A 25,028-nucleotide genomic window follows, 5' to 3' on the forward strand; every position below is an offset into this window, starting at 1 on the left:
TTCTAGCTTCTTGTCAATCCAAAGTCGCCCACAGCGAAGCTAAAGCGCTTGGGGGATGCTGAGGTTTCCTCAGCATATCCAACCAAGTAAGAGAGGACGGGGTTTTAAACCCAGTTTTTTTGATAAAATCATCCTGATTGGATTGATCTCTCTTCCCTAAATTCCCCATTTCTTGCTATCGTAACAATCATTTAAAGAAATTTATCCTTCATTTATCCCCCATTTCCCCACCTTCCGCAATTCTCTAAATGCTTGATATCGAACCGAGTCAACCTAAAACACAACCTTCCTCATTGTCTCAATGGCTCTATCAAGCGATTCAAGAGCCTAGGGTTCGGCTGCGGATTCGACTGCGGGGGAATAATCTCCATATTCTCTGCGAAGGCTCCGAAACACCAGAACAAGAGCTTTTACATTCTCGTCTCGTTAGCGCTCTCAAAACCAAAGCGGTGAGTTTTCAGTGCTTTTTTAGCAATACGGAAGATCCCATCTATAAAATTGTCCTCTATGGTAGGAGCATTGGCAAACAGCGCCCAGATTGGATCGAATCGATTGTTTTAGATCGCGTGCAAACCCCCTCCCCTACTCCAGATTTACCACTCCCTGAGATTGACTCCCCAGGAAGTGACTCCCCAAAGCCCCAACTCCCCATTTCCAATGAAGACTTAGCAAGGGGTGGAACCCCCGAGGCGATCGCCCGCTATCTCAGTGAATCTCTTTCTCATCTCGGTGTCGCGGTTAAAGTGCTGATCCAAAAACTTCCCGATGAGGGCGATCGCTTTTCTTGCAAGCGCCTCTGGGTCATTTGTAGCTGTCACTATAGTCCCGATGCCTCTCTGATTGCCGAACCCATTGCCCAGCAGTTACGAGATTTAGAACTGGAAGGGTTTAAAGAAGCAATTATTCGCGCTCAAGTCCGAGGGGAAGAAACCCCAGATTGGATGTTACAAGTCGATCTGACCCGCAGATCGGTGATGTTGCGAGAGTGGGCGCGATGGGGGGATATTCAATCCCTTGAATGCTTGCTGGAAAATTGCTTTCAGCATCGAGACATTAGCATTAACACGATCCTCAAAGACAAGACTCTACATATCTTTTCCCGTTGGCGGGGAGATTTACTGGCTTTGGAAGTAGCCCCTTCTCGAGAGGAAGTGGTTAGCGCGATCGCCCCCCTACTTAAAGAAGTATCACCCCAAGGGATCGAAACCGCAGAAATTTACGGACTGAAAACGCCGGAATCAGAGGATTTTATCCCAGAAAATGCAGCACTTTTAAACTTGGAGGAACTACCCGATCGCCCTATTTGGGTGCATTGGTTGGAATTACCCGCCGCAAAGGACCCAGAATTAGCTCTATCTACTTTCCTTCTCGCCCAACAAAAACATCCTGAAGCCTTAAATTTCCTGCTGCAACGCTTACTCAACCCCAATGTGGAAGGACGTTTGGCAACGGGAGGCATTCGCATCAAACTCTGTTTTAAGGATCGCTTACTGCATATTATGACCGAGGCGGTGGTTTGTCCGCGCCAAACCCTCGTGGCTCCTAAAATTGAAGAATTACTGGAAAAGTTGAAAATTGACGATCTTGCGGGGGCGAGAATTTACGGACGGCGATCGGGGCAATCTTCCCCTCTCTGGAGTTATGGCATTGATTTTGAGGAGGCCAAATGTTTCGAGGCAGGAAAATGGCAGCAAACGCCCGGTAGGGGTTTGGTCTCCAAACCCTCCTCCAAACCCTCCTCCAAACCCTCCTCCAAACCCTCCTCCAAACCCTCCTCCAAACCCTCCTCCAAGCCCCTATTTTTCCCCATTTCTCCGGTTGCGGATGATTCTCCGGTTGCGGATGATTTTCCCGTCTCTGTTGCGCCTCTACAAGGATGGCAAGTTTGGCGATCGCGCTTACAGGGGATTTTCAATGCGACGCAGTTTTTTGCACCCCTTCCCTCTCAAGACGCGCAATCTTCTCTCACACAAACTCCTGTATCTTATCCTGCCAAGACCAGTTTTCCTGCTGCCCTAACCTGGCTGGCGATCGGCTGTTTTCTTGCCATACAGATTGATTGGGGTTTAATGCGCTGGTTGATGCAATATAATGCAATTTCGGGGTCGATCGCTAATGTTGAAGGGTTAGGCGATCGCGAGAATTTATCCCTGGATACGGGTTTAGTTGAAGGGTTAGGCGATCGCGAGAATTTATCCCTAGATACGGGTTTGATCACCAAACCCCTACCTAACGAATCTGAAGAAAAGGAAGCGCAAAAGGCGGCTATGCTTGCCGTGGCGCGGCTGTCGAGTTCATCCTTTAACAATACGCTATTAGACGAAAAACTGGCTTTATATCGAGAACGAGTCAAGCGATGGGGTGCGCCGGATATTCTAATTGTGGGGAGTTCTCGGGCGTTGCGCGGTATTGATCCGACGGTGTTACAAAAGGAATTAGGCAAGAGGGAATTAGGCAACGGGGAAGAGGCAATAGGCAACAGTGATGACAGCCCAGTAATACCTAGCGATCGCATCGATATTTTTAACTTTGGAATTAATGGGGCGACGGCGCAAGTGGTACATTTGCTACTGGCAGAGATTTTAAATGCGGAGGAACTGCCCAAACGCATTATTTGGGCAGATGGTGCGAGGGCGTTTAATAGTGGTAGACAGGATTTAACTTATGAGGCGATCGCCAGTTCTCGAGGGTTTCGCCAATTAAAACAGGGGAAATTTCCCGGTTCGGAAACGCCGATGGAAGAATCCTCGGAATTTTACCTCGCTCATCTCAGTGAGAACTTAACAACAGATTATCAAAATCTCAATCATTGGTTTGGGGAAGCATTGGGAGAATTTTCTGGAGTCTATGCCCAACGCGATCGCCTCAAAGATGCCTTAAGCGTCCAATTTACTGCCCGCATTCCTTCTGTGGAAGATTTAAACCTTGACCTAGATATATGGGAAACAACCCCTTCTGTTTTCGCCCGAGAACCGATCGACACCGATGGTTTTCTCCCGCTTTCTGTCCGTTTCGATCCAGAAACTTATTATTTATCTCATCCCAAAGTTGCCGGAATCCACGATCGCGACTACAGTTCTTTTAACATATTTGGCAGTCAATACGATGCGTTTCATAAGTTAATGTCTTATCTGGCACGCCAACAAGTTCAAGTGGTTTTTGTTAATCTTCCCCTCACCCATGAATATTTACAAGACCCAGTTCGCAGTAAATACGAAGAAGAATTTCAAGAACAGATGCAAATTGCCACAGAACAATACGATTTTGATTTTCTCAATCTAGCCCAGCGCTGGCAAAGTGACTATGATTATTTTTCCGATCCCAGCCATCTCAATCGCTACGGTGCTTATCAAGTTTCGGTTTTCCTAGCCCGAGAGAATATTTTTGACGATCTATAATTGTAATTATGAACTTATTAGATCCGCTTTATGGTGTATTTTTATTAACTTTAGTTGGGATTTATTGGTACTATGGTCGATTTCGTCCTGCTGTTAAATTAGATTTTTCCCAAGCTGGATCGGGTTCTCAATTGTCTGACGATCGCCCTTCAGAATCGACTCAAGATCTACGCCTTTGGATTCTCTGCTTTGCCAGTTTAATCTTCTATAGCTTACTCCAAATTGAATATATCCCCTTTCTTCTCTTCATGACCTTTCTCAATTTTCAATTGGGCAAAATTATGGAAGTGCGATCGCGGGGAAGTTTTCAGCCGCAATATTCTCGACTTTCCAATCAAGAATGGGAACAAATGCAGCAAGTTTGGAATAACCGTGCCACCCAACTACTTATTTTTGGCGTGGGTCTCAATGTGATTTTATTATTAGGCTTTAAATACCTTCCTTTTTTGCTCGATACGATTGCCATTGTACTTAACTTTCCTGTTGCCAGTCAAAGTGCAGATTGGATTGGCGATCGCCTAATTGCACCCCTCGGAATTTCCTTTTTTACCTTTGAATGTATTGCCTATCTAATTGATATTTATCGCGGTGCGCCAGCCACCAAAAGTTTTCTCAAATTTGCCAGCTATAAACTCTTTTTTCCCAAACTAATTTCCGGCCCCATAACCCGCTTTCATCAATTCATCAATCAGTTTAGAGAAATTAAATATCCCTCCCCAGAACAGTTTTCAGAAGGAGCCTGGTTAATTGCTCAAGGAGCAATTAAAAAGGCATTAATTGCCGATCGCCTAGGCATTTTTGTCGATCTCTGTTTTGGCAGTTTAGAACGAGCAGGAAGTGGCGATCTCTGGTTAGCTGTTTTAACTTATGGCTTACAACTTTACTTTGATTTTAGCGGCTATGTAGACATTGCTCGAGGCAGTGCCATGTTTCTCGGCTTTAATCTACCGCAAAACTTTGATTTTCCTTATTTTACCACCAGTATTGCCAGCTTTTGGCGCAGATGGCATATTACCCTCGGAGATTGGTTGCGAAACTATTTATATTTTCCTCTCGGTGGTTCGAGAAAGAGCTTAAAACGAACTTGTTTGAATCTTTTCATAATTATGTTAATTGCAGGAATTTGGCACGGTGCAGCATGGGGATTTATTGTGTGGGGATGCTTGCATGGACTGGCTTTAATGATTCATCGTTTAGTGGAATCCTATAGTAAAAATAACCCCGATTTAAAAGCATGGTGGCAAACGATTCCCGGTACAATTTTCGCTTGGTTTTCCACACAATTATTTGTATTTTTAGCATGGATTTTCTTCCGACTTCCCAATGTTCAAGATGCGTTTTTTGTTTTCAGTCATTTTTTTGGGTACGTGGGAGATATACAATTCACGACAAAAGTATATTCTGATGTTTTAGGCATGGGACGTTCCGATCTTATTTTATTACTAACAGCACTCCTTTCTGGCATGGGAATTGCTTATTTTATCCAACGAGGATTAAAATTACAGTTAAACTGGAATCTGAAATTAATTTTAGTTCCTGTCTGTTTATTTTCAGTTTGGATCTTAGCACCAGAAGGCGGATTGCGCTATATTTACTTTGATTTTTAATGAGGTATCTTATGGATATACGAAAATATGAGGGTTTGGCGACCAAACCCCTACTTATTATTTATGGATATACGAAAATACGAGACAACAGATGCAGAGGCGATCGCGGCAGTTTATCGCAATGCCGTTATTAATATTGGTTGCGATTTTTATAATGCCAAACAAGTTGAAATTTGGTCATCTTTCTCTAATAATATTGAGGAATTTCGACAAAGATTAAATCTAGGATTAACATTAATTGCTGTTGTCGATCGCAAGATCGTTTCTTTTGGTCAATTGTATCCAGAGGATCGTATTGCATTTTTGTACACCTCTCAACAATATGCTAGACAGGGCTATGCGAGAGCAATTTATCAGCAATTGGCAGAATACGCGATCGAACAAAATGCAAAATATTTAACCACAGAAGCAAGTCGAGTCTCTCAATTCTTCTTTCTCAAACAGGGATTTCAGATTGTTGAAACCGAAATAGTTATTCGTCAAGGAATAGAATTCGAGAGATTTAAAATGCGGAAAGAAATTGCCTAAAAATATGAGAAAAGTATCAGATATAACATCTTTAACCTACCGAGGAATGGTAAAATAGAAAGTAGAGCCTTTCCTTAATTCTGACTCAAACCAAATGCTCCCCTCATGACGTTCGATAATTTTTTTACAAAGTGCTAAACCGATTCCTGTTCCAGGATATTCATCGCGAGAGTGTAAACGCTGAAAAATGGTAAAAATGCGATCGGAAAATTGTAATTCAATGCCGATACCATTATCTCGAACCGAGAATAAATAATGGTCTTCATTTTCCTCTACTCTAATCTGAATGTGGGGTTTTTCTTCTTTACGAAACTTAATAGCATTGCCAATTAAATTTTGAAAAACTTGTATGAGTTGAGTGCGATCGCCAAAAATAGAGGGCAAGAGATCGCGCATAATTGTTACTTCATTCGTTTGGATTTTCTCTTGTAAATTGGTACAAGCGCGATTTATAACATCTTCTACCTCAATTTTCACAAACTTCTTATCCTGTGTACCCACTCGCGAATAAGTCAGCAGATCGTCAATTAAAGTTTGCATATGCGTTACCCCATCTACCGCAAAATTAATAAACTCTTTGGCATCTTCATCGAGGCGATCGCGATAGCGCATTTCCAATAACTGCACGTAACTAGAAACCAAGTTTAAAGGTTCTTGTAAGTCGTGAGAAGCAACATAAGCAAACTTTTCCAAATCTTCATTAGAACGTTCTAATTCTTGTGTTAGTTTAGCTTGTTCATCCGCTTGACGCAATGCAATATTAACGATCGCACTTCTCAAGTCTTTCGCTGCTTCAATTTCGCAAGATTTCCACGCTAAAGAGTTGAGACGGACAATTTCTTTCCAAACAGCAAAAGAGCCTCGAGGCGATAATCGTACAACTCCTTCAGAATCTATCTTTTTCACAACAGTATTATGAGGATTTCCCGCCCATTTTACAGTTTGAATAAATTCGGGTCGAAACCAACAAATATAATTTTTGGGTAAGATAGAAATCGCTAATAAACCACTCGCAATATTTTTATATTTTTCTGCCTCTGGATACAAAAATGGAAGAGATTTCGTCTCAAAAACTGCTGCTTGAATATTATTTTTTAACCATTCAATTAATCCTTTGAGATGGGGATTTTGGGGAACATTACCAATAGTAGTAAAATCTCCTTGCCAATAAATAGCAGCCCCTTGAGCATTTACCAAATCGAGCAAATTAGGACTATCTGCGATCAAACCATCGATAAAATTATTTTTTATCGATATATATTCAGTTAATTTAGTGTGAATGGATTTTAATTTAATTTTATAATCATAGTCTTCTGCTTCTTCTTTTGCAATGAGTTCACTAGAAATAATTTGGCTTAAAAACTCGCAGGCTTGACGCAATTCATAAGAGACTTTTTTAGGAGTATAATGATGACAGGAAATGAGTCCCCATAACTGTCCACTTCGTTTTAAAGGCATGACTAAAGTGGAGCAAATCCCCATATTTTGTAAATATTCGCGATGGCATGGAGAAAGGCCGCGTAAAACAGAATTACCTAAATCGAGAGGAAGATTAGTTTCGGGGTAATTGACAGGTAAAAGATCGGCAGATTCGGCATTAACATCAACAATTAATCTCAGCCAATGCTCAGAATAAAAATTTCGACAAGGTTTAGTATCTGCATCGGGATAATGTAACCCCAGAAAAGATTCAATATCTTCTCGTTTATCCTCAGCAACAACTTCTCCATTCCAATTCTTATCGAACTTGTAAACCATAACGCGATCGCATTTCACCATGTTTCTAATTTCTTGTACTATCGCTTGATACATTTCCGACAAACTTGAAGTTTTTTGGATGTTCGCTGCTGCACTTTTGAGAGAGTGGTAAAAACCAATAAAATCAAGATCGTCTCGATAAATAGATTGTTCTAACTCAATAATCAAAACCCCATCATTGTTGCGATGTAAAACTCCATCAATAAATAAGTATTCCCCATCTTTTTTTATTTTTAGTTTTACTAAGTTTACTGTTTCAAACTCATTTCGATCGATTATTTTTTTAAGATTCCTAATTTGGGTACGCGGAAAAAACTTGCTTAATGAATAATTTAATAGTTTTTCTGGGGGAATTCCCAAAAAACTCTCAGTATTATTGCTTACTTGAACGATCTTTAATCGCGGTTCTTCCAAAACCAAGAGAACACCATGAGGTTGAATGAAACCTGGAAGATGAATTGGCTCGAGATTGAAATAGTCTAATTTTTCTTCCGTAGAATCAATATCGACTGTTTGTAAGGGACTAGAATTGTTTTGGCTCATCGTACTTGGGAAAATGGGGGGAATTTAACAGGGAGATTGGGAAGGGTGATCGCAATTATTCCACTTTTTGCATCTTATTCTGATTTTCTCAAGTCCCTCGCAATCAATACTTAAATTTATATATAAATCCATGAAGTTTTGCTAATTTTTTGTTAGAGTATAAATACAGCTTCTGAGAAAACTGAATCGAAAACGAGAGTCTTGTCCGAATTTCACTGAAATCCTCTGAAAAAAACTCTAAGATTAAGAGATTTTCAGATTAAGAAAGCTCGGGAGGATATTCATGAAAATTGCTCAGATTGCACCCTTGTGGGAAAGCGTACCGCCTGTAGGCTACGGTGGTATTGAATTAGTTGTCAGCCTTCTCACGGATGAATTAGTGCGTCGGGGTCACGAAGTCACCCTTTTTGCATCGGGGGACTCTCAAACCCTTGCCCACCTCGAACCAGGTTGCGATCGCGCTTTACGACCGATGGGCATTACCCATAAGGACTTTGCCATTTACGAACAGATGCAATTGGGTAAAATTGTAGCGCGATCGCACCAATTCGATCTGATTCATTCTCATTTAATCTATGCTGCCGTACCTTATGCCAACTTAATTAAAACTCCCATCATCCATACGCTGCATTGGATTATGGAGCCAGTGATGGAAATGTTTTTCCAGCAACACCAACAGCAAAATTATATCAGCATCTCCAATTCCCAACGACGACCGGAATTAGGCTTAAACTACATCGATACGGTGTATAATTCCATTCCTATCGATCGCTTTACCTTTCACCCCGAGCCAGAAAATCCCCCCTATCTAGCCTTTTTAGGGCGAATGTCAGAAAGCAAAGGTCCTCATCTCGCCATTGAAATCGCCAAGCGAACGGGACTCCCTTTGAAAATGGCGGGTAAAGTAGACTTGTTCAACCAGGAATTTTACGAAACGAAAGTCGAACCCTTAATTGATAACGACCAAATTCAATGCGTGGGGGAAATTACCTCCCAAGAGAAAAACGACCTCCTCGGGGGGGCGATCGCAACTCTCTTCCCGATCCAATGGCGAGAACCCTTTGGCTTAGTCATGACAGAGTCTATGGCTTGTGGAACCCCAGTTATTGCCACCAATTTTGGGGCCGCCCCCGAAGTCGTCGCCGATGGCGAAACAGGCTTTATCTGCGAAGATATTGATAGCTGTGTCGCGGCGATCGACAAACTCCCCAGCCTCAGTCGCCAAGCCTGTCGAGAACGAGTGCAAAACCATTTCTCTGTTAGCCGCATGGTGGACAACTACGAAGCCGTGTATCGTCGAATTCTAGCAGAAGGTTTTGCTAAAAATGGTCGCAGTTTAGAGTCTGAATTCGCAGGCAACTAAAACCCAACCAACTCAATGTAATTTTTCAAAAAACGGCGATCGCATTTACTTTTTTTTCAGAGCATAATTACCGCTAATATTGGCAGCCTCTAAGGGCTATCAAGATTAGTTGTCCTGAAAAATAAGTCCAAAATTGTTCGCTGTTTTCTATTTGATAGGAAAAGATCAAGGAAAATCAAGAATCAATTTAGATAGGAAAATCTATGTCCAATTCTGTGACCCTAGATAATGACACGATCGAGCTTGACGGCAAAACCTTTGTCCCCGCAGAACAAGTGCCGATTCCTGAATGGCCTTGTATGGAAGCAAGACGACTACAACCCACTCTCACCCTAAAAGATAATGACCTATTTCTCATCACTAATACCGTAGGCAACATTTCCGAATCTGCCGGAGATGACTTCGATACCAGTTTAGGATTATTTTGCCAAGATACTCGTTTTCTCAGTCGTCTGGAATTGCAGATTGAAGGACACGCGCCCACTTTACTCAGCAACAACGCAGGACAAGGTTTTGCCCTGTCCGTCCTCTGCGCCAACCCCTACATCAAGGGAGGTATTCCCGCCGAAACTATTGGTATTCAGCGCAATATCGCCTTGCAGGGGGGACTGTTTGAAGAATTGATCGTGACGAACTACAACACCCAGGCCGTTAGTTGTGAAATCAGTTTGAGCTTTGATGCAGATTTTGTCGATCTGTTTCAAATTCGCGGTTTCGCCCGTTATTATCAGGGAACCTTAATGCGGCAGGTGCAAAAAGAGTCCAACGATCATGAATCTTGGCATATTCCCTCCACAGTTAAGGAAACTGAAGAATTAATTTTGGCTTATCGCGGCCTGGATAAAATTTTGCGGGAATCTCGCATTCAATTCTATCAGCGACCCCCCGATCGCCTTGAAGGATATACTGCTTTATGGCAATTGTTCCTTGCTCCCCATGAAACGCAAATCATCGGCTATCGCTTGCAGGCGATCGCGGACAATCGTTCTGCCTCAGTCAACCCGACTCCGATTAATCTCTCCCAAGCGATCGCCCTCGAGGAACGAGAGGAAAATCAATGGCGAGAAACTATTTCCCGCATTCGCACTAATAATAGCGAACTCAATCAAATTATCGAACGCGCCGAGCAAGATATTTATCTTTTGAACCAAACTTTCGATCGAGAGAAAGTTTTAGTAGCGGGAGTTCCTTGGTTTTCGGCTTTATTCGGACGAGATTCGATTATTGCGGCACAGCAAACCCTGATTTTCGACCCAGATATTGCCCGTCAAACCTTGATCCTGTTGGCGCGATACCAAGGCAAAGTTGAGGATGAATCTCGGGAGGAAGAACCAGGCAAAATCCTCCACGAATTGCGCTTGGGAGAGATGGCCAACTGTGGCGAAATTCCCCATACCCCCTATTACGGGACCGCCGACGCAACGGCGTTATGGTTGATCCTCTATGCCGACTATTACGCTTGGACCGGCGATCGCAAAACCTGTGAGAAATTATGGAAGAATGCGATCGCGGCCATGGATTGGCTCGATCGCAGTTGCCGAGAAACGGGCTATATTCGTTACGAGTGCAAGTCTCCTGGGGGGCTTCGCAATCAGGGTTGGAAGGACTCGGATAATTGTATTGTTGACGCACAGGGTAATTTAGCAGTAGGGGCGATCGCCCTAGCAGAGATTCAAGGCTATGTTTACGCAGCCAAAATGCGCCTATCGGAACTAGCCCGCCAGAAAAAGTGTATGGATCTGGCACGTCGGTGGCATCAGGAAGCACAAAATTTGAAGATTCGCTTCAATCGAGATTTTTGGCTCAAGGATCGGGGCTATATTGCTTTAGCCTTAGATGGTGAAGGTAAACCCGTAGACAGCATTACCTCCAATCCCGGTCATTGTTTGGGTTTAGATATTCTCTTCCCCGAATATGCCGAGAAGGTGGCGGAACGATTGCAAGCACCGGATCTGTTTAGCGGTTGGGGAATTCGGACTCTCAGCAGTGATTCTCCCGCTTATAATCCCATGAGTTATCATATCGGTTCGATTTGGCCTCACGATAATGGCATGATTGCCGCCGGATTGCGAGTTATGGGACGGGTAGACCAGTCCCTCGGGATTGCGCGAAGCATTCTCGACATGACCGCCCAACAGCCTTATTATCGTCCGCCAGAACTCTTTTGCGGTTACGATCGCCTTCCCAAAAGCAAACCAGTACGCTATCCAGTGGCTTGTACTCCCCAGGCTTGGGCTACGGGAACGATTTTCCAAATCTTACAAATCATGGTCAATCTCGTCCCAGATGTCCCCAATAACCGTCTCCATATTATCCATCCCGTCCTCCCAGAATCTATTCGCCGTTTATCTTTGGAAAATTTGCGAATCGGTCAAACCTTGTTAGACCTAGAATTTGAGCGGGCGAAGGGTGTTACGGCTTGTCGCGTTGTTCGCAAACAGGGCAATTTACGCATTGCGATCGAAGCCTAGGAGAGGCAAGAGGCAAGAGGGAGAGGGGGAGAGGAGAAATTAACTAATCACTCTCCACTCCCCTCACTCCCAAGCACCTATTAAGGAAAAAGCGGCCCAATCTGAGGGGCCAAAATACTGTTCTCGCGTCTTTAACATGGCTTGGCGTAAGGCTTTGGCCTTATTGGGGTCTTGTTGCAGTTGGCGGTAAAATTCCGTCATTAATATTGCTGTCGGTTCGTCCCCCACTTTCCACAAGGAAACGGCAACACTAGCAGCCCCTGCCGTCAGGAACGATCGCGATAATCCCAGGACTCCATCCCCAGTAATCTCTCCCCGTCCCGTATCGCAAGCGCTGAGGACGATCAAATCGGCATTGAGGCGCAGGCGACCAATTTCCCAAGAGGTTAAAAAGCCGTCGGTTTCAGCATCGACGGTGAAGGCTAATGCCCCAGGCGATCGCCCCAAGGCTTTGACTTCATCGAGGAGGCCGTGGGTGGCAAAATGGGCGATCGCGGCTTGGGGGAGTTGGGTGGCGATCGCGCTTTCTGTGGCAGTTTGACCGATTAGGGCAGAAGTATCGAGGATTTGAGCAATATTTTTCGCTTCGGTTTCTGAACCTGGAAGAGGAGGGAGAGGTTCGGGAGAACCGGGTATCGTCGGCATGGTGGGATTACCAGCAATTAAAATATTTTGAGGGGAGAGGCGATCGATCTGAATTTTCCTTTGTTGAGTGAGTTGCAGGACTTGGATAGCTGGGGCAATGATGAGGAGGTGGCGATCGACGAGATAGGATTCTGCGGCATCTTGTAGGGCGGGGAAGGGGAGTAAAAAGAGCAGGCGATGGGGGATGATAATCAGGGGTTCATCGGGGCGATCGGGCAGTAAATCGGCAATTGGATCGATGAGAATTTGATGGATTTCTTGCAGTTTAACTTTGGCACGTTGAGGACGGCGAGAAAAAATAACGGCGCGGGTATCTCTGACTAGGCGATCGAGGTTTCCCTGGGCGGCGATCGCCAGAGTTTCTGAGGATGCAAGGTTAAAGTCCACTTGGCGGAAGTGAATGTTTCCGGTGGGTTGAATCACCCAAATGAAGAGTTTTGAGGCTTTTCCGGTTAATTTCCCCTGACCGATGAAACTGTCATCGGGAATAATGGAATACTCGACGAGGGTAGCATGGCGATCGCGGGCAATTTTGCGGATATCTGCAATGGTGGGGGGAGGAATTTCTTCTTCTCCAGACAGTCTTAAGGATAACTGTTCGGCGTAAGCCCTCCCCCGTCCTCGTTCGGAGATTTCTAGGGCTTCTTCAAAGCGTTCTTGTTCCACCAGAACGGCTTGTAACCAACTGTAAGAGGTGGTTTGGGTATCGAAGAGGGATACCTTCTGGGCATCCTCTAAGTCCGTTCTCAGGGCTTCTCGCAGGGCGATCGCTTCTTTTAATTTCGCTTCTGCTGCGTCGAGATTACCCATTTTCCAGAGAGTATGCCCCCAATTCCCTAAAACAATACTTTGTAGGGGAGTATCCCTGGCATCTCCGGCTATAGCGCGGCTTTGCTGATAATAATCGAGGGCGCGATCGTATTCTTCTAAGTTAGCATGGGCGAGTCCTAAACCCGAGAGTGCTGTGGCAATTAGGCGAATATCTCCTATTTTCCGGGCAAAGGTGAGGAACTCTTGATATTTGGCGATCGCCAGGGAGAATTCTTTCTCGATATGATACAAAGATGCCAAATTGTTTAAGGCGTTGGCTTCGGCGGCAGGAAAGTTACGGGCTTGAGAGAGAGTTAAACTTTGTCGGTAATAATCTCGGGCGCGATCGTATTCTTCTCGGGTAGCAGCGAGGGCTCCCAAACTGTTGAGAATGCGGGCGATCTCTCCTTCGTTTTGGCTGGCTTTGGCGATGGACAAACTCTCTTGGTATAAAGGTTCGGCGCGTTCGTAATCGCCGATATTCAAGTAAACATTAGCAAGGTTACTTAAAACAATTCCTTCGGCATTGCGATCGCCTAAGATTCGCTGCAATTGTAAGGCTTTTTGATTGGCGGAAATAGCTTGAGAATAGTCTCCCATGAGGCGATAAACATTGGCCAAATTACCCCAAGCGTTGCCTCTAGCGGTGGTATCTTGGCGGGCGTTGGCGAGGTTGAGGTGTTCTTGATAAACTGCGATCGCCTTGCTCAATTCTCCCTGTTGTTTATAAGCGAGTCCCAACTGTTCTAATACTGCCATTTCTCGACTTTGCTGTTGCAATTCCCGGTATCTCCCCAAGGCGTTTTGCCAAGATTGAATCGCGGCTTCAAATTCATGACGGCGATAGAGATCAATTCCTGCTTGAAAGAGGCGATCGGCTTCTTGAAGAGGGGTCAATTGTTGTTTTGTAGAAGATTGAGAATTGATTGGAAAAGAAGCGGCAAAAGTTAAAGAAGTGGCATTTACAGACAATGCCAAAATAGCCGATAAAATAGCAGCAGGACGAAGTTTAAAAGCGTTCATCAATTTCGCAATTTTTAATCTATTGCCTGAAAAAAAAGAGGGATATTTCCCTCTTTTATAGTTTTTACTCACTAATTTGGTCACTAATCGCTACCAACAGGAACAGGTTCTACCACATTTTCTGGTTCAGATTCTGATTCAAGTTCTGATTCTAATTCAAGTTCAGATTCAAGTTCAGATTCAGGTTCAGATTTAGGTTCAGGTTCAGGTTCAAGTTCAGGTTCAGGTGCTGCGATCGCCTCGGGTTGAACCATTTCCTCCACAGTTTCTTCTACTTCTTCTACACTAGCCTCTATAACTTCCACAGCTTCTTGTGCAGCTTCTTCCACAGTAGCCGCTATTACTTCTACAACTTCTTCGACAACAGCCACCACTTCGTCATCCGTTGCAGCAGGAATATCCGATTCTTCTTTCTCCTCTAAAGCAGGTTCATCTCGACCCGTTTCTCCTCGTTCTTGTTGCAAGAGTTTTTGGCGATATTTTTCAGCCATTTCCTCTGCTTTCTCGAAAACCAAATCTCGATTTTTCAACATATCCCCAGGTTCTGGTTCAAGTTGTTTGGTCGAAAGTGAAATACGACCGCGTTCCGCATCTAGATCAATGATCATGACCTTCAATTCATCATTGACAGCAAAAACACTGTGAGGTGTGTCGATATGATCGTGGGAAATTTCTGAAATGTGAAGTAAGCCGCTCACACCACCAATATCGATAAATGCACCATAGGGTTTTATTCCTCGTACCGTACCGATAGTAACTTCTCCAACTTGCAATCCGTTCATCTTCCGCTCCACTAAAGCGCGACGATGACTCAAAACAAGACGGTTGCGATCTTCATCGACTTCTAAGAATTTTAGGGGTAAGTCTTGACCCACTAAATCTTCTTTGGCTTGACGAGTACTGATGTGAGAACCAGGAATGAAACCTCGTAATCCTTCAATGCGAACTAAAGCACCCCCTCGGTTGGTAGCAAAAACGTTAGAACGCACCGTGGCATCTTCAGCTTGCAATTGACGCACTCGTTCCCAAGCTCGTAAATATTCGATACGACGAATGGAGAGGGTTAATTGTCCGTCTTCATTTTCATCGGTCAGAATGAAAAACTCCCGCGTTTCCTCTGCCTGCAAGACTTCGCTGGGATCGTCCACTCGGTTGATGGACATTTCTTGAATGGGGATAAAAGCCGCCGTTTTTGCCCCGATGTCGATCAATGCTCCCCTGGGTTCCATACTGAAAACCGTTCCAGGTACTATATCTCCAGGACTAAAATGATAGTCGTACTTGTCCAGGAGAGCAGCAAAATCTTCGTGAGTAAAGCCAATGTCTTTGTTTCTACTAGCGGTTGTTTTCTGACTGACCATATGTGTATTTTTTCCTAGGTTTTTAGCTCCGTATGTATTTACTGTGAATGAGCGATCGCACCCCGAGAAAAATTCCCCAGTGTTGGGCGCGATCGCAATAGTTCGATCGCAATATACAGTTCCGGTATTTTGTTAAGGCATTCTGCTAATTTGAATAACAGATATATTTACCCGAACTGCATTCTAGCATTAGCCAGTAAAAATTATCAATTTTTAATCTAAATTAACATAATAGTTTTAACGTTTTAACATTAACGGATCGGGGAGGTGGCACGGTAATTTAGATCTTGCCATTCTTCAGTTTTTTCCGATTCCTGCTGCTGGGATTGTAGTTGATTCAGGGTTTCGACAAAATCTGTAATGCCTTGGAATTGGCGATAAACTGAGGCAAAACGAACGTAAGCAACCTCATTCTCTTGGCGTAAATAGCCGAGGACGAGTTCCCCAATTTCCCGAGTGGTGACTTCTCGCAGAGAACGTTGTTGGAGTTGTTCCTGAATTTCATCGATAAAAGTGTCTAGACGTTGGTGGGAAATTTCTGTTTTTTCGCAAGCGCGAATGAGTCCTCGTAGCAGTTTTGAGCGATCGAAAGATTCTCGGCTACCGTCTCTTTTAATGACACTAATAGGAACAAATTCAATACGTTCGTAGGTGGTAAAACGGTTTTTGCAATTCAAGCATTCTCGCCGTCTTCGGACGCTTTTGCCTCCTTCTGTGGAACGAGATTCTAAGACGCGACTCTCTTTATGCTGACAAGCCGGACATTGCATGATTCAGTCCAAAATAATTGTCCAAAATAACGATGCGATCGAGATCGATAAAACCCGTTCGAGGGGAACAAGGTCGTGTAAAAAGCAATTTGAGCCGCATCATCTTGATTTTCCACCATTTAGCAATAGTGAAAGAAATAAGATAGTGCGGCTGAGAAGTTTCTCAAAGAAACAGAAAACTTGCTGGCAATGGGTTTGCTATTTTTAGGAAGTTCTGTTTCGATCCTTTATTTTTCGATCCGGGGAGGTTCCCGAAACGCGATCGCAAAAAAGAGAATTCCTATCCCAACAGCAAGAACGAGAATGTAGGCAACGCTTTCCATGATAACTTTGCTTAAAAAACATTAACAACCTAGGTGTGTGGAAAAATACGCAATCGGATCGGCAAATCCCACACAATACTATTCTACTAGATTGGTCGCTAATTGAAGCGATCATGAAAAAACAACTTAGGACTCTTTGAGATATCCTCTTTCTAGGGTTAGGGAGAAATTCCTCGCTGCCATCACAGTTAACTTGATTCACTTGCCATTGAACCCCGATCGCAAGATTCTCTTATATAGAGCTTTATTCGTTGTTGTCAATTTTTTGTTATTTTAAGCATTCTTTGGTTATCTTGAGATTTTACGTTTGAGATATGCCCGTAATCCTTCAAATACCCTAGATCGGACATTGCTAGATAATTTTTCGTACAAGCGTTACTGTAAAATTCAAAGGTTCTTGCTACAACGGGAAACTCCAGCCAATTACCTTCTTTCCATTCTCCAATATATACATTTGCATAGAAAGCTCCTGTGTTCGACAAGTGATCACTCACAAAGGCAAGAGTGTCATTGAGGATTTCATCGCTCATATGAAGAAGTACTGAAAATGCCCAAATATAATCAAATTTCTGCTCAATCGAAAGTTTTGAAATATCAGAAGACACTAGGAGTGTTGGCTTTTTTTCTTCTAGACCTGCCTCATTTAATTCCTTTCGACCTTCATCTAGTGCATCTTCTCTTACTTCTACTCCAAAGTAATGACCATTTTGGAGGTAAGCTATTAAAGGGATTCCACCTCTGAGAGTCCCACAGCCAATGTCAAGAAGATAGTGTTCTGGTTTCAAATTCTCCTTTTTCAAGAAATGAATTTGAAAGTCTCGTTTCATTTTCCAAAGATGAGCGGGACCAACCATCGAATGGCGATTTTCCTCTTTGGTTTGCGCTAGGGATTGGATGAAGCGTTTTAAAGCTCGCATAATCGATTACTGGTACTGAATCTTGTTCTCTTTTGTATTGTTCAATCATAATCAGCCAGTAAGAATTTAACAACTCAACATCTAACATTGTCTCAATCCAATACAAAAAAATGAGGAGAGAAATTTCTCTCCTCATTTGTTGATTTTTTTTGCATTTAAGCAAAAATAGGCGATCTCTTATGGATTAAGTCGAGTGGTTTTATCACCCACCTTCGCAAAGAGACCCCATTCGACTTGTTCTTCCAAGTCTGCTTCCACACCCGCAAAAACATCCCGGTACAATGTCCGAGAGCCGTGCCAAATGTGACCGAAGAAGAAGAGCAAGGCAAATACAGCATGGCCAAAGGTAAACCAACCACGGGTAGAAGTCCGGAAGACCCCATCAGAGCCTAAAGTTTCGCGATCGAAATCAAAAGGTTCTCCCAATTGAGACTTACGCGCAATTTCTTTGACTTGTTTGGGATCGCTGAAGGTTTGACCATCCAACGCACCGCCGTAGAAACTGACTTTTACGCCATTTTGCTCGAAACTGTATTTAGATTCCGCACGACGGAAAGGAATATCCGCTCGAACAATTCCCTCAGAGTCGGTTAAGACCACGGGGAAGGTTTCAAAGAAGTTAGGCATCCGGCGCACGCTCAGTTCCCGGCCTTCAGCATCTGTAAACACGGGATGACCTAACCAATATTCGGGAATGCCATCACCGTTAATCATTGGACCGACACGGAATAAACCGCCTTTCGCGGGACTATTGCCGATGTAGTCATAAAATGCCAGTCTTTCGGGAATTTTAGACCAGGCCTCGGAAGCCGTATCTCCTGCGGCAACATTAGCATCAACCCGCCGTTGAATTTCGGTTTGGAAGTACCCTTGATCCCACTGATAGCGGGTGGGTCCAAAGAGTTCGATGGGGGTTGCTGCGTTGCCGTACCACATGGTTCCCGCCACAACAAAAGCGGCAAAGAAGACGGCGGCAATACTGCTGGAGAGTACCGTTTCGATGTTCCCCATCCGTAAGGCTTTATACAAGCGTTCTGGTGGACGAACCGTTAGGTGAAATAGTCCGGCAATAATTCCCACCAGTCCGGCGGCAATATGGTGAGCCACAATCCCCCCTGGGTTAAAGGGGTTAAACCCGGCAGGTCCCCATTCTGGGGCAACGGGTTGGATGTGACCTGTTAGGCCAAAGCCGTCGGATACCCACATTCCTGGCCCGAAAACGCCACTCAGGTGAAACGCGCCAAAGCCAAAGCAAAGTAAACCGGATAAGAACAGGTGAATGCCAAACATTTTGGGCAAGTCGAGAGCGGAGTCTCCCGTGCGGGGGTCTCTGAATAGTTCGAGATCCCAATAAACCCAATGCCAACAAGCTGCTAAAAAGAGCAGTCCAGAGAGAATGATGTGGGCGATCGCAACGCCTTCAAAAGACCAGTACCCAGGGTCGTTATAGGGTTGTCCGGTGACGTTCCAGCCCGCCCAAGAAGAATCTACTCCTAAGCGTGCCATGAAAGGCAGAACAAACATCCCTTGTCGCCACATGGGGTTTAAAACGACATCGCTGGGATTGAAAATAGCGAGTTCGTAAAGTGCCATCGATCCCGCCCAACCTGCAACTAATGCGGTGTGCATGAGGTGGACGGCAATCAAGCGTCCGGGGTCATTTAATACAACTGTATGGACTCGATACCAAGGTAGTCCCATTGACTACGGTCCTCCTAATTGAAAATATTGAATCTATAAAATTAGATTTTGTTAAAGAAGTGTAAACGATTGCGAGAGTTCAATGCAAGAGGAAAAAATCGGTAACGGGGAATAGCAACTCTTGTAACTATTGCTTTTCCTGCAATACGGTTTCGGCTGTGGCTAATTTTTGCACGGCTTGCTCGGCATCAATGAGACGTTTGAGAATGACTTGGGCGATCGCCCCTCGCTCTGAGATTTCTGAGGGTTTGACTTCTAACATGAGAACGGCATCTTCAACTTGATAGAGCCATAAAGTTTCCCCCTGTTCGACAATCCCTAAAGATAATCGGCGAATTTGCGGTCTGCGTCGCCAAGCAATCTCGTTCCAAATTCCCCCTAGTTCCCAAACGCGACCGACTTGCCAGCCTGCTGATAAAAAAAAGTATTTCACGATATCCGGACACTCCTCAAATCGTTAAAAAATTAGGACTTACGCATTAACGGGCAAGATGCCCGCACTACCATAGCCAGAGAATACAGTACAGGGCAAAGGCTTGCGCCCAGCGTCTCGCTCCCTAGCTGCGTCAGAAAGGGAAAAATAGGTTGAACCCCTCTAGCCTTTGAGAGATTTTCTCACCTACAATGGCAAAAATGGCGATCGCGTTGGGGAATTTTGTTTTTTCAAAAGAATAAAAACTTTTGCAAAGAAACCCAAAACTAGGGCGGAATGGTCAGAAAAATCGTAAGATACCCAGTAACGCGATCGAGCTTTTAATATTACAGAGTATTTCGATCTACCGGCAATAGAGGTTAAACGCAAATGGGGCAACTGGAAAAGCAACCGGAATTCAATCCCGACGCACCTGAAGCAGCACAAAAGAGCCTAAGAGAAATTACAGAGGAACTAGAACACCTCAAACATAGTGTCATTCTCCAGTTATCTCGAGAAATTGAGCAACTCCAAGAGCGGAAAACCCGCTTGCTGGCAGAAAATGAAGATTTAGAGTTGCAACGTCGAGAGCAATTGGATCAACAACACGAATTGGCTAAACAGATTGCTCCGGCTTTGGTTGAGCAGATTGTGGAGTTGTTGCAACAGCGTGCGAGGCAGGTTGAGGGTAGTAGAGATGGGGAATTCAATCGCGATCGCCTGAGCGGTTACAACGATAATGCCCATCGCTTAATTTCTTCTCTCGATACAACTTTAAGGACGACGTTTAGAACCTTACAACAAGACCTGAATAGCTATCAAAGCACTCTCTCTCAACAGTTAGGGCAAATGTTCACTCTCGAACAGCAGGGAGAGGCAATTTTGGAGGCGTTGGTGGGTCGTTTGAAGGAAGAACTTCAAACCGATGGAGGTTCTCGATCGCTCCCTTCAGACCCCCAAGAGGAGCCAAGGGACACCTTACCAATCCCCACGGAACCTCAAAGCGTCAAACTCCCGTTTGTCGCACCGCCAAGGTCCATCAAACCTGCCCCTCCCCAAGAAATTTCGCCACCGGTGAAGCCAAAAGCAAGGAAGGTGACAGCAACTCAAATGCAGTTGGGTTTCATCTTGGTGCTTTTTTCGTCTTTTGCCTTGTCCCTACAAAATGTAGTCATTTCGATTATTCTCAATCCGTCTTCTGTCTTTAGGACTTGGAATACGGGGGGATTTATTTCTTCGAGTGTTGGCAATTCTTTGCTCATACTTTGCTTTCGCATGGTGGTCGTGGTACCTCTGATGGCGGCGATCGCGCAAGTTCTTTATCCTTCAAGCTGGCCAGATATTGGTCGTTTCTTGAAATCTAAAGATTGGTTAACATTTTTTAATGTTACGGTTTGTGGTTTCTTCCTTTTTGCCTCTTCTGCCTTTATGTATATGGCTTTAGGTGCATTAACGCCGGGAGTTGCTCTGACATTATTCTTTGTTTTCCCCATCGTGACGGTTTTGATGTCGTGGCTTCTCTTTGGAGAGCGCCCTTCTGTCGTTCGCAGTCTGTCAACTTTAACAGTATTTGCCGGGGTAGTTCTCATTGCTTTCCCCGATCAAAGTTCTCCGATTCGGTTGTCTCCTTTAGGTATTACTTATGCTCTTGCGGCAGGCATTACCTTTGCTTTTCACGTTCTTCTCATTCAAGCCTGTACGAAAAAGTTACATCCTATTCCTTTTAGTGTTGTTAATTTTGCCATCATTCTCATTTTTGCAGCATTAAGTTTATTAATTCCCCTGCCAGAAAGTATGCAGGTTAATGTTGTTCCGGAAATGTGGACGAATGTTTTAGTGAGTAGTTTGGTTTTGGGTGGATTAACGTTGTTAAGCTATCTTGCTAATAATGTTGGAATTAGTTATATTGGTGCGGCTCGTGCTTCGATTTTTGGGGCAACGGGACCGGCATTAACATCGCTTTTAGCATGGTTGATTATTGCTAAGGCTTTAGCTTTCAAACAATTGTTAGGGATGTTAGTTGTGACGATTGGGGTTGCGGGTCAGAATTTAGAGCGAATGTTTACTAAGAAACCAAAAGCGATGAAAGAGAAAGGTAAATAAAGGCACAATGCTGAGAATGTTTACTTTACACTAAAAAAAACGGGCTTTCGAGGGGTGAAAAAAGGTTGATGGACGATTCTGATTTTGCGGAAACATTACATTGGACTGCTGAAGCGACGGCTAAGTTCAAAAATATTCCTTTTTTCGTTCGTACCCAGGCTCGTCAGCGTATTGAAGAGTTAGCAAGGGAGGTTGAGTCGGATACGGTAACTGTGGAGATTGTGGAACAAGCGAGGGATGAATTTGGACAATAATTATCCCTTTCGGATTTGAGAAAGTGGCGATCGCCTTCTACTCATTTGTTATTTCTTCTACTCATTTGTTATTTGAGGAGGCGATCGCTTCTCCTCGGATTTTACCAATAATTAACAATTATCCCCCAATTTGGGACATGGTTCTAGTATACATTCCCTGTTCCGTACCGGAGTCGCGCTGTTTAAAGTTTATTTCAGGCTTTAAAGATAATAACTCTCTAACTTGTTCTCTTAATTGACGAGTTGAGATTCCGTTTCTCAAACCTGTTTTTAAATCAATTTGTCCGGTTTCATTCAGCAAACAAGGACGCAACCAACCATCAGCAGAAAGACGCATTCGGTTGCAGCGATCGCAGAAACATTCGGACATCTGAGAAATAAATCCTAATGTGCCTTTTGCACCGGGTATTTTAAACACATCAGCAGGTCCATTGCCTTGAATTTCTGCACTTTCTAATCCCCATTTTTCGCGAATATTGTGCCGCAATTCTTCTGAAGGAATCCAAGCGCGATCGCCAAACAATTCCGCATTACCAATTGGCATAAATTCAATAAATCTGACGTGCCAATGGCGATCGCGGGTTAAGGCAGCTAGATCGGCAACCTCGCGATCGTTGACTCCTGGTATAACGACAACGTTCAATTTTAAGGGGTCAAACCCAACACGATATGCTTCTTGTATACCCTCCCAGGTCTTCTGCCAGCGACTTTTCCCTCGATTGCCGATTATTTTGTCAAAAGTATCGCGATCGAGGGAATCTAGGCTAATATTGATGCGGCGCAATCCTGCATCATATAAATCCTGTGCCATTTTCGCGAGATAAAAAGCATTGGTGGTCATTGCAAGGTCTTCTGTTTCTGGGAGTGCCGCGATATCCCTCACCAGATCGACAATTTCCGGACGTAAAAGGGGTTCTCCCCCCGTGAGGCGAAACTTGGTAAAGCCGAGGGGAATAAACACTTCTCGCAGCAAAACAAGGATTTCCCCGCGAGTTAGCCATTCTTGACGCAAGAGGTATTCCAGTTCGCTTCCTTCTGGCATACAGTACTGACAGCGAAAGTTACAGCGATCGATGAGACTGATGCGAAGATAGTCAATTGAGTTCATGCGGGTTCTAACTGGGAATATTTTCTCTCGCCTCTTGAGTTTAACAATTTTTTTGTTGTTAATGAAAGCGCGATCGCCTCCAACTCATGAGCAAATTATCCCGATCTACTCAAATAAGCTCAATATAGCCCTAGACATATTCTCGTAAATTGTGTATTATATTTGTAGTATTATTTTTACAAATAATTACCCATTCATAATTGATAATTGAAACAATGCCCTACGAACAACTGAATTTATCCGTTCCCAAACCCATTCTTTCTTGGGCAAATCATCCCCTTGCACCGAAAGAAACGCAAATGGCAAAAAATGTCGCCTCTTTACCTTTTGTTTTTAAGCACGTCGCTTTAATGCCAGATGTGCATTTAGGAAAAGGTGCTTTAGTCGGTTCTGTTTTAGCCACCAAAGATGCAGTTATTCCCGCCGCCGTCGGAGTTGATATTGGCTGTGGAATGGCAGCCTTAAAACTTCCCTTTTCTGGCGATATTATTGAAGGCAAACTGAAGAGAATTCGCTTGGATATTGAAGCTGCAATTCCTGTGGGTCGCGGTGCCAATAAAGAAGTCGAAAAAGATGCGAGTAATTGGCAGGGTTGGAATGATTTTAAACATCTTCATTCCGGTGTACAAGACCTCAACAAAAAAGCAAATCAACAATTAGGTTCTCTCGGTGGTGGTAATCATTTTATCGAGTTATGTCTTGACACGGAAAATAATATTTGGCTGATGCTTCATTCTGGGTCAAGAAATATTGGTAATAAGTTGGCTCAGTGTCATATTAGCACGGCAAAAGAGTTATTAAAACTCTCCGATCGCAAACTCCCCGATCCGGATTTGGCTTATTTTGTCGCAGGTACAGAAGAGTTTAGAGCATATTGGTACGATTTACAATGGGCGCAAAATTATGCTCGTTATAATCGGGATATTATGATGGCACGATTCAAGAAAATTATTGAGAAACATTTAACGGGAGGTAAACCAATAAAGCCTTTAATCTCGGTAAATTGTCATCACAATTATGCTGAAAAAGAGGTGCATTTTGGCGAAGATGTTTACGTGACGCGCAAGGGTGCAGTCAGGGCGCAAAAGGAGGATTATGGAATCATTCCTGGGTCGATGGGAACGAAATCTTTTATCGTCAAAGGGAAAGGAAATTTAGAGAGTTATTGCAGTTGCAGTCATGGTGCAGGGCGAAAAATGTCTCGTACAAAAGCCAAAGATATGTTTACTCTTGACGATCTAATCGAGCAAACTGAGGGGGTTGAATGCCGCAAAGATAAGCGCGTTCTCGATGAAATTCCAGGGGCTTATAAGTCTATTGATGAAGTGATGAATCAACAATTAGATTTAGTGGAAATTGTGGCAACTCTCAAACAAGTCGTTTGTGTTAAAGGGTAAAAATGGAGGTGTTTGTTGATTTTTAAGTTTCAATGCGATCGCCTTCAATAGGGTGCATCTCATCATTGTTGAATCAGCGTTTTCTAAATGAGTTTTTTAATCCTCGGCGCGATCGCTATCCGATTTATCCGTTTTTTGTTCAATTTTTGCCAACCAAGTGATTAAATTATCTAAATTTTCAAAAGCCAGCATTTCCAATCCCAAAACTTCCAATTGAGAGGCATCTAAACTCGAAACTCGTTCCTCTATATCGGGTGTTAATTGGCCAAATCGCCACGCAAGTTGACGTAAAATTAACTGTACCAAACTTTCTTGGCGACCTTCTTGGCGACCTTCTTGGCGACCTATCTCGATTCCTTCTTCCATCCAACTGGTGACAATTTGCATAACTTCCTCCTTTTCTTCTGGTTTAATTGTAGCAATTTGTTCGACAAATCGGCGATTTTCGGACTCGTTTAATTTTAAATAACTGTCCACAAAACCGGAAATCAGTTGCATTCGTGCTGGATCGAGGCGTAATGTTGCTAACAGTCGCA

General features: G+C 43.8%; 19 protein-coding genes. 8 read left to right on the forward strand and 11 right to left on the reverse strand.

Annotated elements, in window-relative coordinates; genetic code table 11:
- The first annotated feature begins 248 nt into the window (after positions 1 to 248).
- The 3 genes from JUI58_RS03405 to JUI58_RS03415 all read left to right on the forward strand — a co-directional run bounded on the left by JUI58_RS03405 (position 249) and on the right by JUI58_RS03415 (position 5,533).
- Positions 249 to 3,398: a hypothetical protein gene (locus JUI58_RS03405; RefSeq protein WP_204102339.1), complete on the forward strand. Its 3,150-nt coding sequence runs from the start codon at positions 249 to 251 to the stop codon at positions 3,396 to 3,398.
- An 8-nt stretch (positions 3,399 to 3,406) separates the two neighbouring features.
- Positions 3,407 to 5,005 (forward strand): MBOAT family protein, encoded by a 1,599-nt coding sequence (locus JUI58_RS03410; RefSeq protein ID WP_204102340.1) that lies wholly within the window; start codon positions 3,407 to 3,409, stop codon positions 5,003 to 5,005.
- A gap of 63 nt (positions 5,006 to 5,068) precedes the next feature.
- A complete protein-coding gene (locus JUI58_RS03415; RefSeq protein ID WP_204102341.1) occupies positions 5,069 to 5,533 on the forward strand; it encodes a GNAT family N-acetyltransferase in 465 nt (154 codons plus the stop codon).
- Positions 5,534 to 5,569: 36 nt separating this feature from the next.
- On the opposite strand, the gene JUI58_RS03420 is transcribed toward JUI58_RS03415, so the two are convergent.
- A complete protein-coding gene (locus JUI58_RS03420; RefSeq protein WP_204102342.1) occupies positions 5,570 to 7,834 on the reverse strand; it encodes an ATP-binding protein in 2,265 nt (754 codons plus the stop codon).
- A gap of 283 nt (positions 7,835 to 8,117) precedes the next feature.
- Here JUI58_RS03420 and JUI58_RS03425 point away from each other — a divergent pair, with 283 nt between their 5' ends.
- Positions 8,118 to 9,197 carry a glycosyltransferase family 4 protein gene (locus JUI58_RS03425; RefSeq protein WP_204102343.1) on the forward strand — a complete coding sequence of 360 codons (1,080 nt, stop codon included), beginning with the start codon at positions 8,118 to 8,120 and terminating at the stop codon, positions 9,195 to 9,197.
- Positions 9,198 to 9,400: 203 nt separating this feature from the next.
- The gene (locus JUI58_RS03430) at positions 9,401 to 11,668 is read left to right on the forward strand and encodes an amylo-alpha-1,6-glucosidase (RefSeq protein WP_204102344.1); all 2,268 of its coding nucleotides are present in this window, start codon (positions 9,401 to 9,403) and stop codon (positions 11,666 to 11,668) included.
- Positions 11,669 to 11,731: 63 nt separating this feature from the next.
- Here JUI58_RS03430 and JUI58_RS03435 read toward each other — a convergent pair whose 3' ends face one another.
- From JUI58_RS03435 to JUI58_RS03465, 8 genes are all read right to left on the reverse strand, one after another.
- Entirely contained in the window at positions 11,732 to 14,146 is a 2,415-nt protein-coding gene (locus tag JUI58_RS03435; protein WP_204102345.1) for a CHAT domain-containing protein, read from the reverse strand.
- Positions 14,147 to 14,229: 83 nt separating this feature from the next.
- Positions 14,230 to 15,507, reverse strand: a complete 1,278-nt coding sequence (locus JUI58_RS03440) for a 30S ribosomal protein S1 (protein WP_239121243.1) — start codon at positions 15,505 to 15,507, stop codon at positions 14,230 to 14,232.
- Between the two features lie 251 nt (positions 15,508 to 15,758).
- Positions 15,759 to 16,277, reverse strand: a complete 519-nt coding sequence (gene nrdR / locus JUI58_RS03445) for a transcriptional regulator NrdR (RefSeq protein ID WP_204102346.1) — start codon at positions 16,275 to 16,277, stop codon at positions 15,759 to 15,761.
- Positions 16,252 to 16,380, reverse strand: coding sequence for a hypothetical protein (locus JUI58_RS26915; RefSeq protein WP_275414296.1), 129 nt, complete (start codon positions 16,378 to 16,380; stop codon positions 16,252 to 16,254). The genes nrdR and JUI58_RS26915 overlap by 26 nt, the downstream gene beginning before the upstream one ends.
- A gap of 124 nt (positions 16,381 to 16,504) precedes the next feature.
- Positions 16,505 to 16,600, reverse strand: a complete 96-nt coding sequence (locus JUI58_RS03450) for a photosystem II reaction center protein T (protein ID WP_204102347.1) — start codon at positions 16,598 to 16,600, stop codon at positions 16,505 to 16,507.
- A gap of 257 nt (positions 16,601 to 16,857) precedes the next feature.
- Positions 16,858 to 17,517, reverse strand: a complete 660-nt coding sequence (locus JUI58_RS03455) for a class I SAM-dependent methyltransferase (RefSeq protein ID WP_204102348.1) — start codon at positions 17,515 to 17,517, stop codon at positions 16,858 to 16,860.
- A 177-nt stretch (positions 17,518 to 17,694) separates the two neighbouring features.
- Positions 17,695 to 19,218 (reverse strand): photosystem II chlorophyll-binding protein CP47, encoded by a 1,524-nt coding sequence (gene psbB, locus JUI58_RS03460; RefSeq protein WP_204102349.1) that lies wholly within the window; start codon positions 19,216 to 19,218, stop codon positions 17,695 to 17,697.
- Between the two features lie 127 nt (positions 19,219 to 19,345).
- The gene (locus tag JUI58_RS03465) at positions 19,346 to 19,651 is read right to left on the reverse strand and encodes a hypothetical protein (RefSeq protein ID WP_204102350.1); all 306 of its coding nucleotides are present in this window, start codon (positions 19,649 to 19,651) and stop codon (positions 19,346 to 19,348) included.
- A gap of 369 nt (positions 19,652 to 20,020) precedes the next feature.
- Here JUI58_RS03465 and JUI58_RS03470 point away from each other — a divergent pair, with 369 nt between their 5' ends.
- Together JUI58_RS03470 and JUI58_RS03475 are read left to right on the forward strand one after the other, a co-directional pair.
- Positions 20,021 to 21,733 carry a DMT family transporter gene (locus tag JUI58_RS03470; protein WP_204102351.1) on the forward strand — a complete coding sequence of 571 codons (1,713 nt, stop codon included), beginning with the start codon at positions 20,021 to 20,023 and terminating at the stop codon, positions 21,731 to 21,733.
- A gap of 68 nt (positions 21,734 to 21,801) precedes the next feature.
- On the forward strand, positions 21,802 to 21,987 hold the full coding sequence (locus JUI58_RS03475; protein ID WP_239121244.1) for a PCP reductase family protein: 186 nt from the start codon (positions 21,802 to 21,804) through the stop codon (positions 21,985 to 21,987).
- A 118-nt stretch (positions 21,988 to 22,105) separates the two neighbouring features.
- On the opposite strand, the gene moaA is transcribed toward JUI58_RS03475, so the two are convergent.
- Positions 22,106 to 23,095 carry a GTP 3',8-cyclase MoaA gene (gene moaA, locus JUI58_RS03480; protein WP_204102353.1) on the reverse strand — a complete coding sequence of 330 codons (990 nt, stop codon included), beginning with the start codon at positions 23,093 to 23,095 and terminating at the stop codon, positions 22,106 to 22,108.
- Between the two features lie 215 nt (positions 23,096 to 23,310).
- Here moaA and JUI58_RS03485 point away from each other — a divergent pair, with 215 nt between their 5' ends.
- Positions 23,311 to 24,492 (forward strand): RtcB family protein, encoded by a 1,182-nt coding sequence (locus tag JUI58_RS03485; RefSeq protein ID WP_204102354.1) that lies wholly within the window; start codon positions 23,311 to 23,313, stop codon positions 24,490 to 24,492.
- Positions 24,493 to 24,588: 96 nt separating this feature from the next.
- Here JUI58_RS03485 and JUI58_RS03490 read toward each other — a convergent pair.
- Positions 24,589 to 25,028, reverse strand: a 440-nt coding sequence (locus JUI58_RS03490) for a DUF4351 domain-containing protein (RefSeq protein WP_204102355.1), incomplete at its 5' end; no start/stop codon positions are given.

This window comes from Spirulina sp. CCY15215 (genome assembly GCF_016888125.1).
Classification (GTDB): Bacteria; Cyanobacteriota; Cyanobacteriia; order Cyanobacteriales; family Spirulinaceae; genus CCY15215.

Excerpts from the sequence above, each read along its gene's own strand:
- JUI58_RS03405 (WP_204102339.1), top strand. The coding sequence starts at position 249 with ATGCTTGATATCGAACCGAGTCAACCTAAAACACAACCTTCCTCATTG.
- JUI58_RS03410 (WP_204102340.1), top strand. The coding sequence starts at position 3,407 with ATGAACTTATTAGATCCGCTTTATGGTGTATTTTTATTAACTTTAGTT.
- JUI58_RS03415 (WP_204102341.1), top strand. The coding sequence starts at position 5,069 with ATGGATATACGAAAATACGAGACAACAGATGCAGAGGCGATCGCGGCA.
- JUI58_RS03420 (WP_204102342.1), bottom strand. The coding sequence starts at position 7,834 with ATGAGCCAAAACAATTCTAGTCCCTTACAAACAGTCGATATTGATTCT.
- JUI58_RS03425 (WP_204102343.1), top strand. The coding sequence starts at position 8,118 with ATGAAAATTGCTCAGATTGCACCCTTGTGGGAAAGCGTACCGCCTGTA.
- JUI58_RS03430 (WP_204102344.1), top strand. The coding sequence starts at position 9,401 with ATGTCCAATTCTGTGACCCTAGATAATGACACGATCGAGCTTGACGGC.
- JUI58_RS03435 (WP_204102345.1), bottom strand. The coding sequence starts at position 14,146 with ATGAACGCTTTTAAACTTCGTCCTGCTGCTATTTTATCGGCTATTTTG.
- JUI58_RS03440 (WP_239121243.1), bottom strand. The coding sequence starts at position 15,507 with ATGGTCAGTCAGAAAACAACCGCTAGTAGAAACAAAGACATTGGCTTT.
- nrdR (WP_204102346.1), bottom strand. The coding sequence starts at position 16,277 with ATGCAATGTCCGGCTTGTCAGCATAAAGAGAGTCGCGTCTTAGAATCT.
- JUI58_RS26915 (WP_275414296.1), bottom strand. The coding sequence starts at position 16,380 with ATGATGCGGCTCAAATTGCTTTTTACACGACCTTGTTCCCCTCGAACG.
- JUI58_RS03450 (WP_204102347.1), bottom strand. The coding sequence starts at position 16,600 with ATGGAAAGCGTTGCCTACATTCTCGTTCTTGCTGTTGGGATAGGAATT.
- JUI58_RS03455 (WP_204102348.1), bottom strand. The coding sequence starts at position 17,517 with ATGCGAGCTTTAAAACGCTTCATCCAATCCCTAGCGCAAACCAAAGAG.
- psbB (WP_204102349.1), bottom strand. The coding sequence starts at position 19,218 with ATGGGACTACCTTGGTATCGAGTCCATACAGTTGTATTAAATGACCCC.
- JUI58_RS03470 (WP_204102351.1), top strand. The coding sequence starts at position 20,021 with ATGGGGCAACTGGAAAAGCAACCGGAATTCAATCCCGACGCACCTGAA.
- JUI58_RS03475 (WP_239121244.1), top strand. The coding sequence starts at position 21,802 with ATGGACGATTCTGATTTTGCGGAAACATTACATTGGACTGCTGAAGCG.
- moaA (WP_204102353.1), bottom strand. The coding sequence starts at position 23,095 with ATGAACTCAATTGACTATCTTCGCATCAGTCTCATCGATCGCTGTAAC.
- JUI58_RS03485 (WP_204102354.1), top strand. The coding sequence starts at position 23,311 with ATGCCCTACGAACAACTGAATTTATCCGTTCCCAAACCCATTCTTTCT.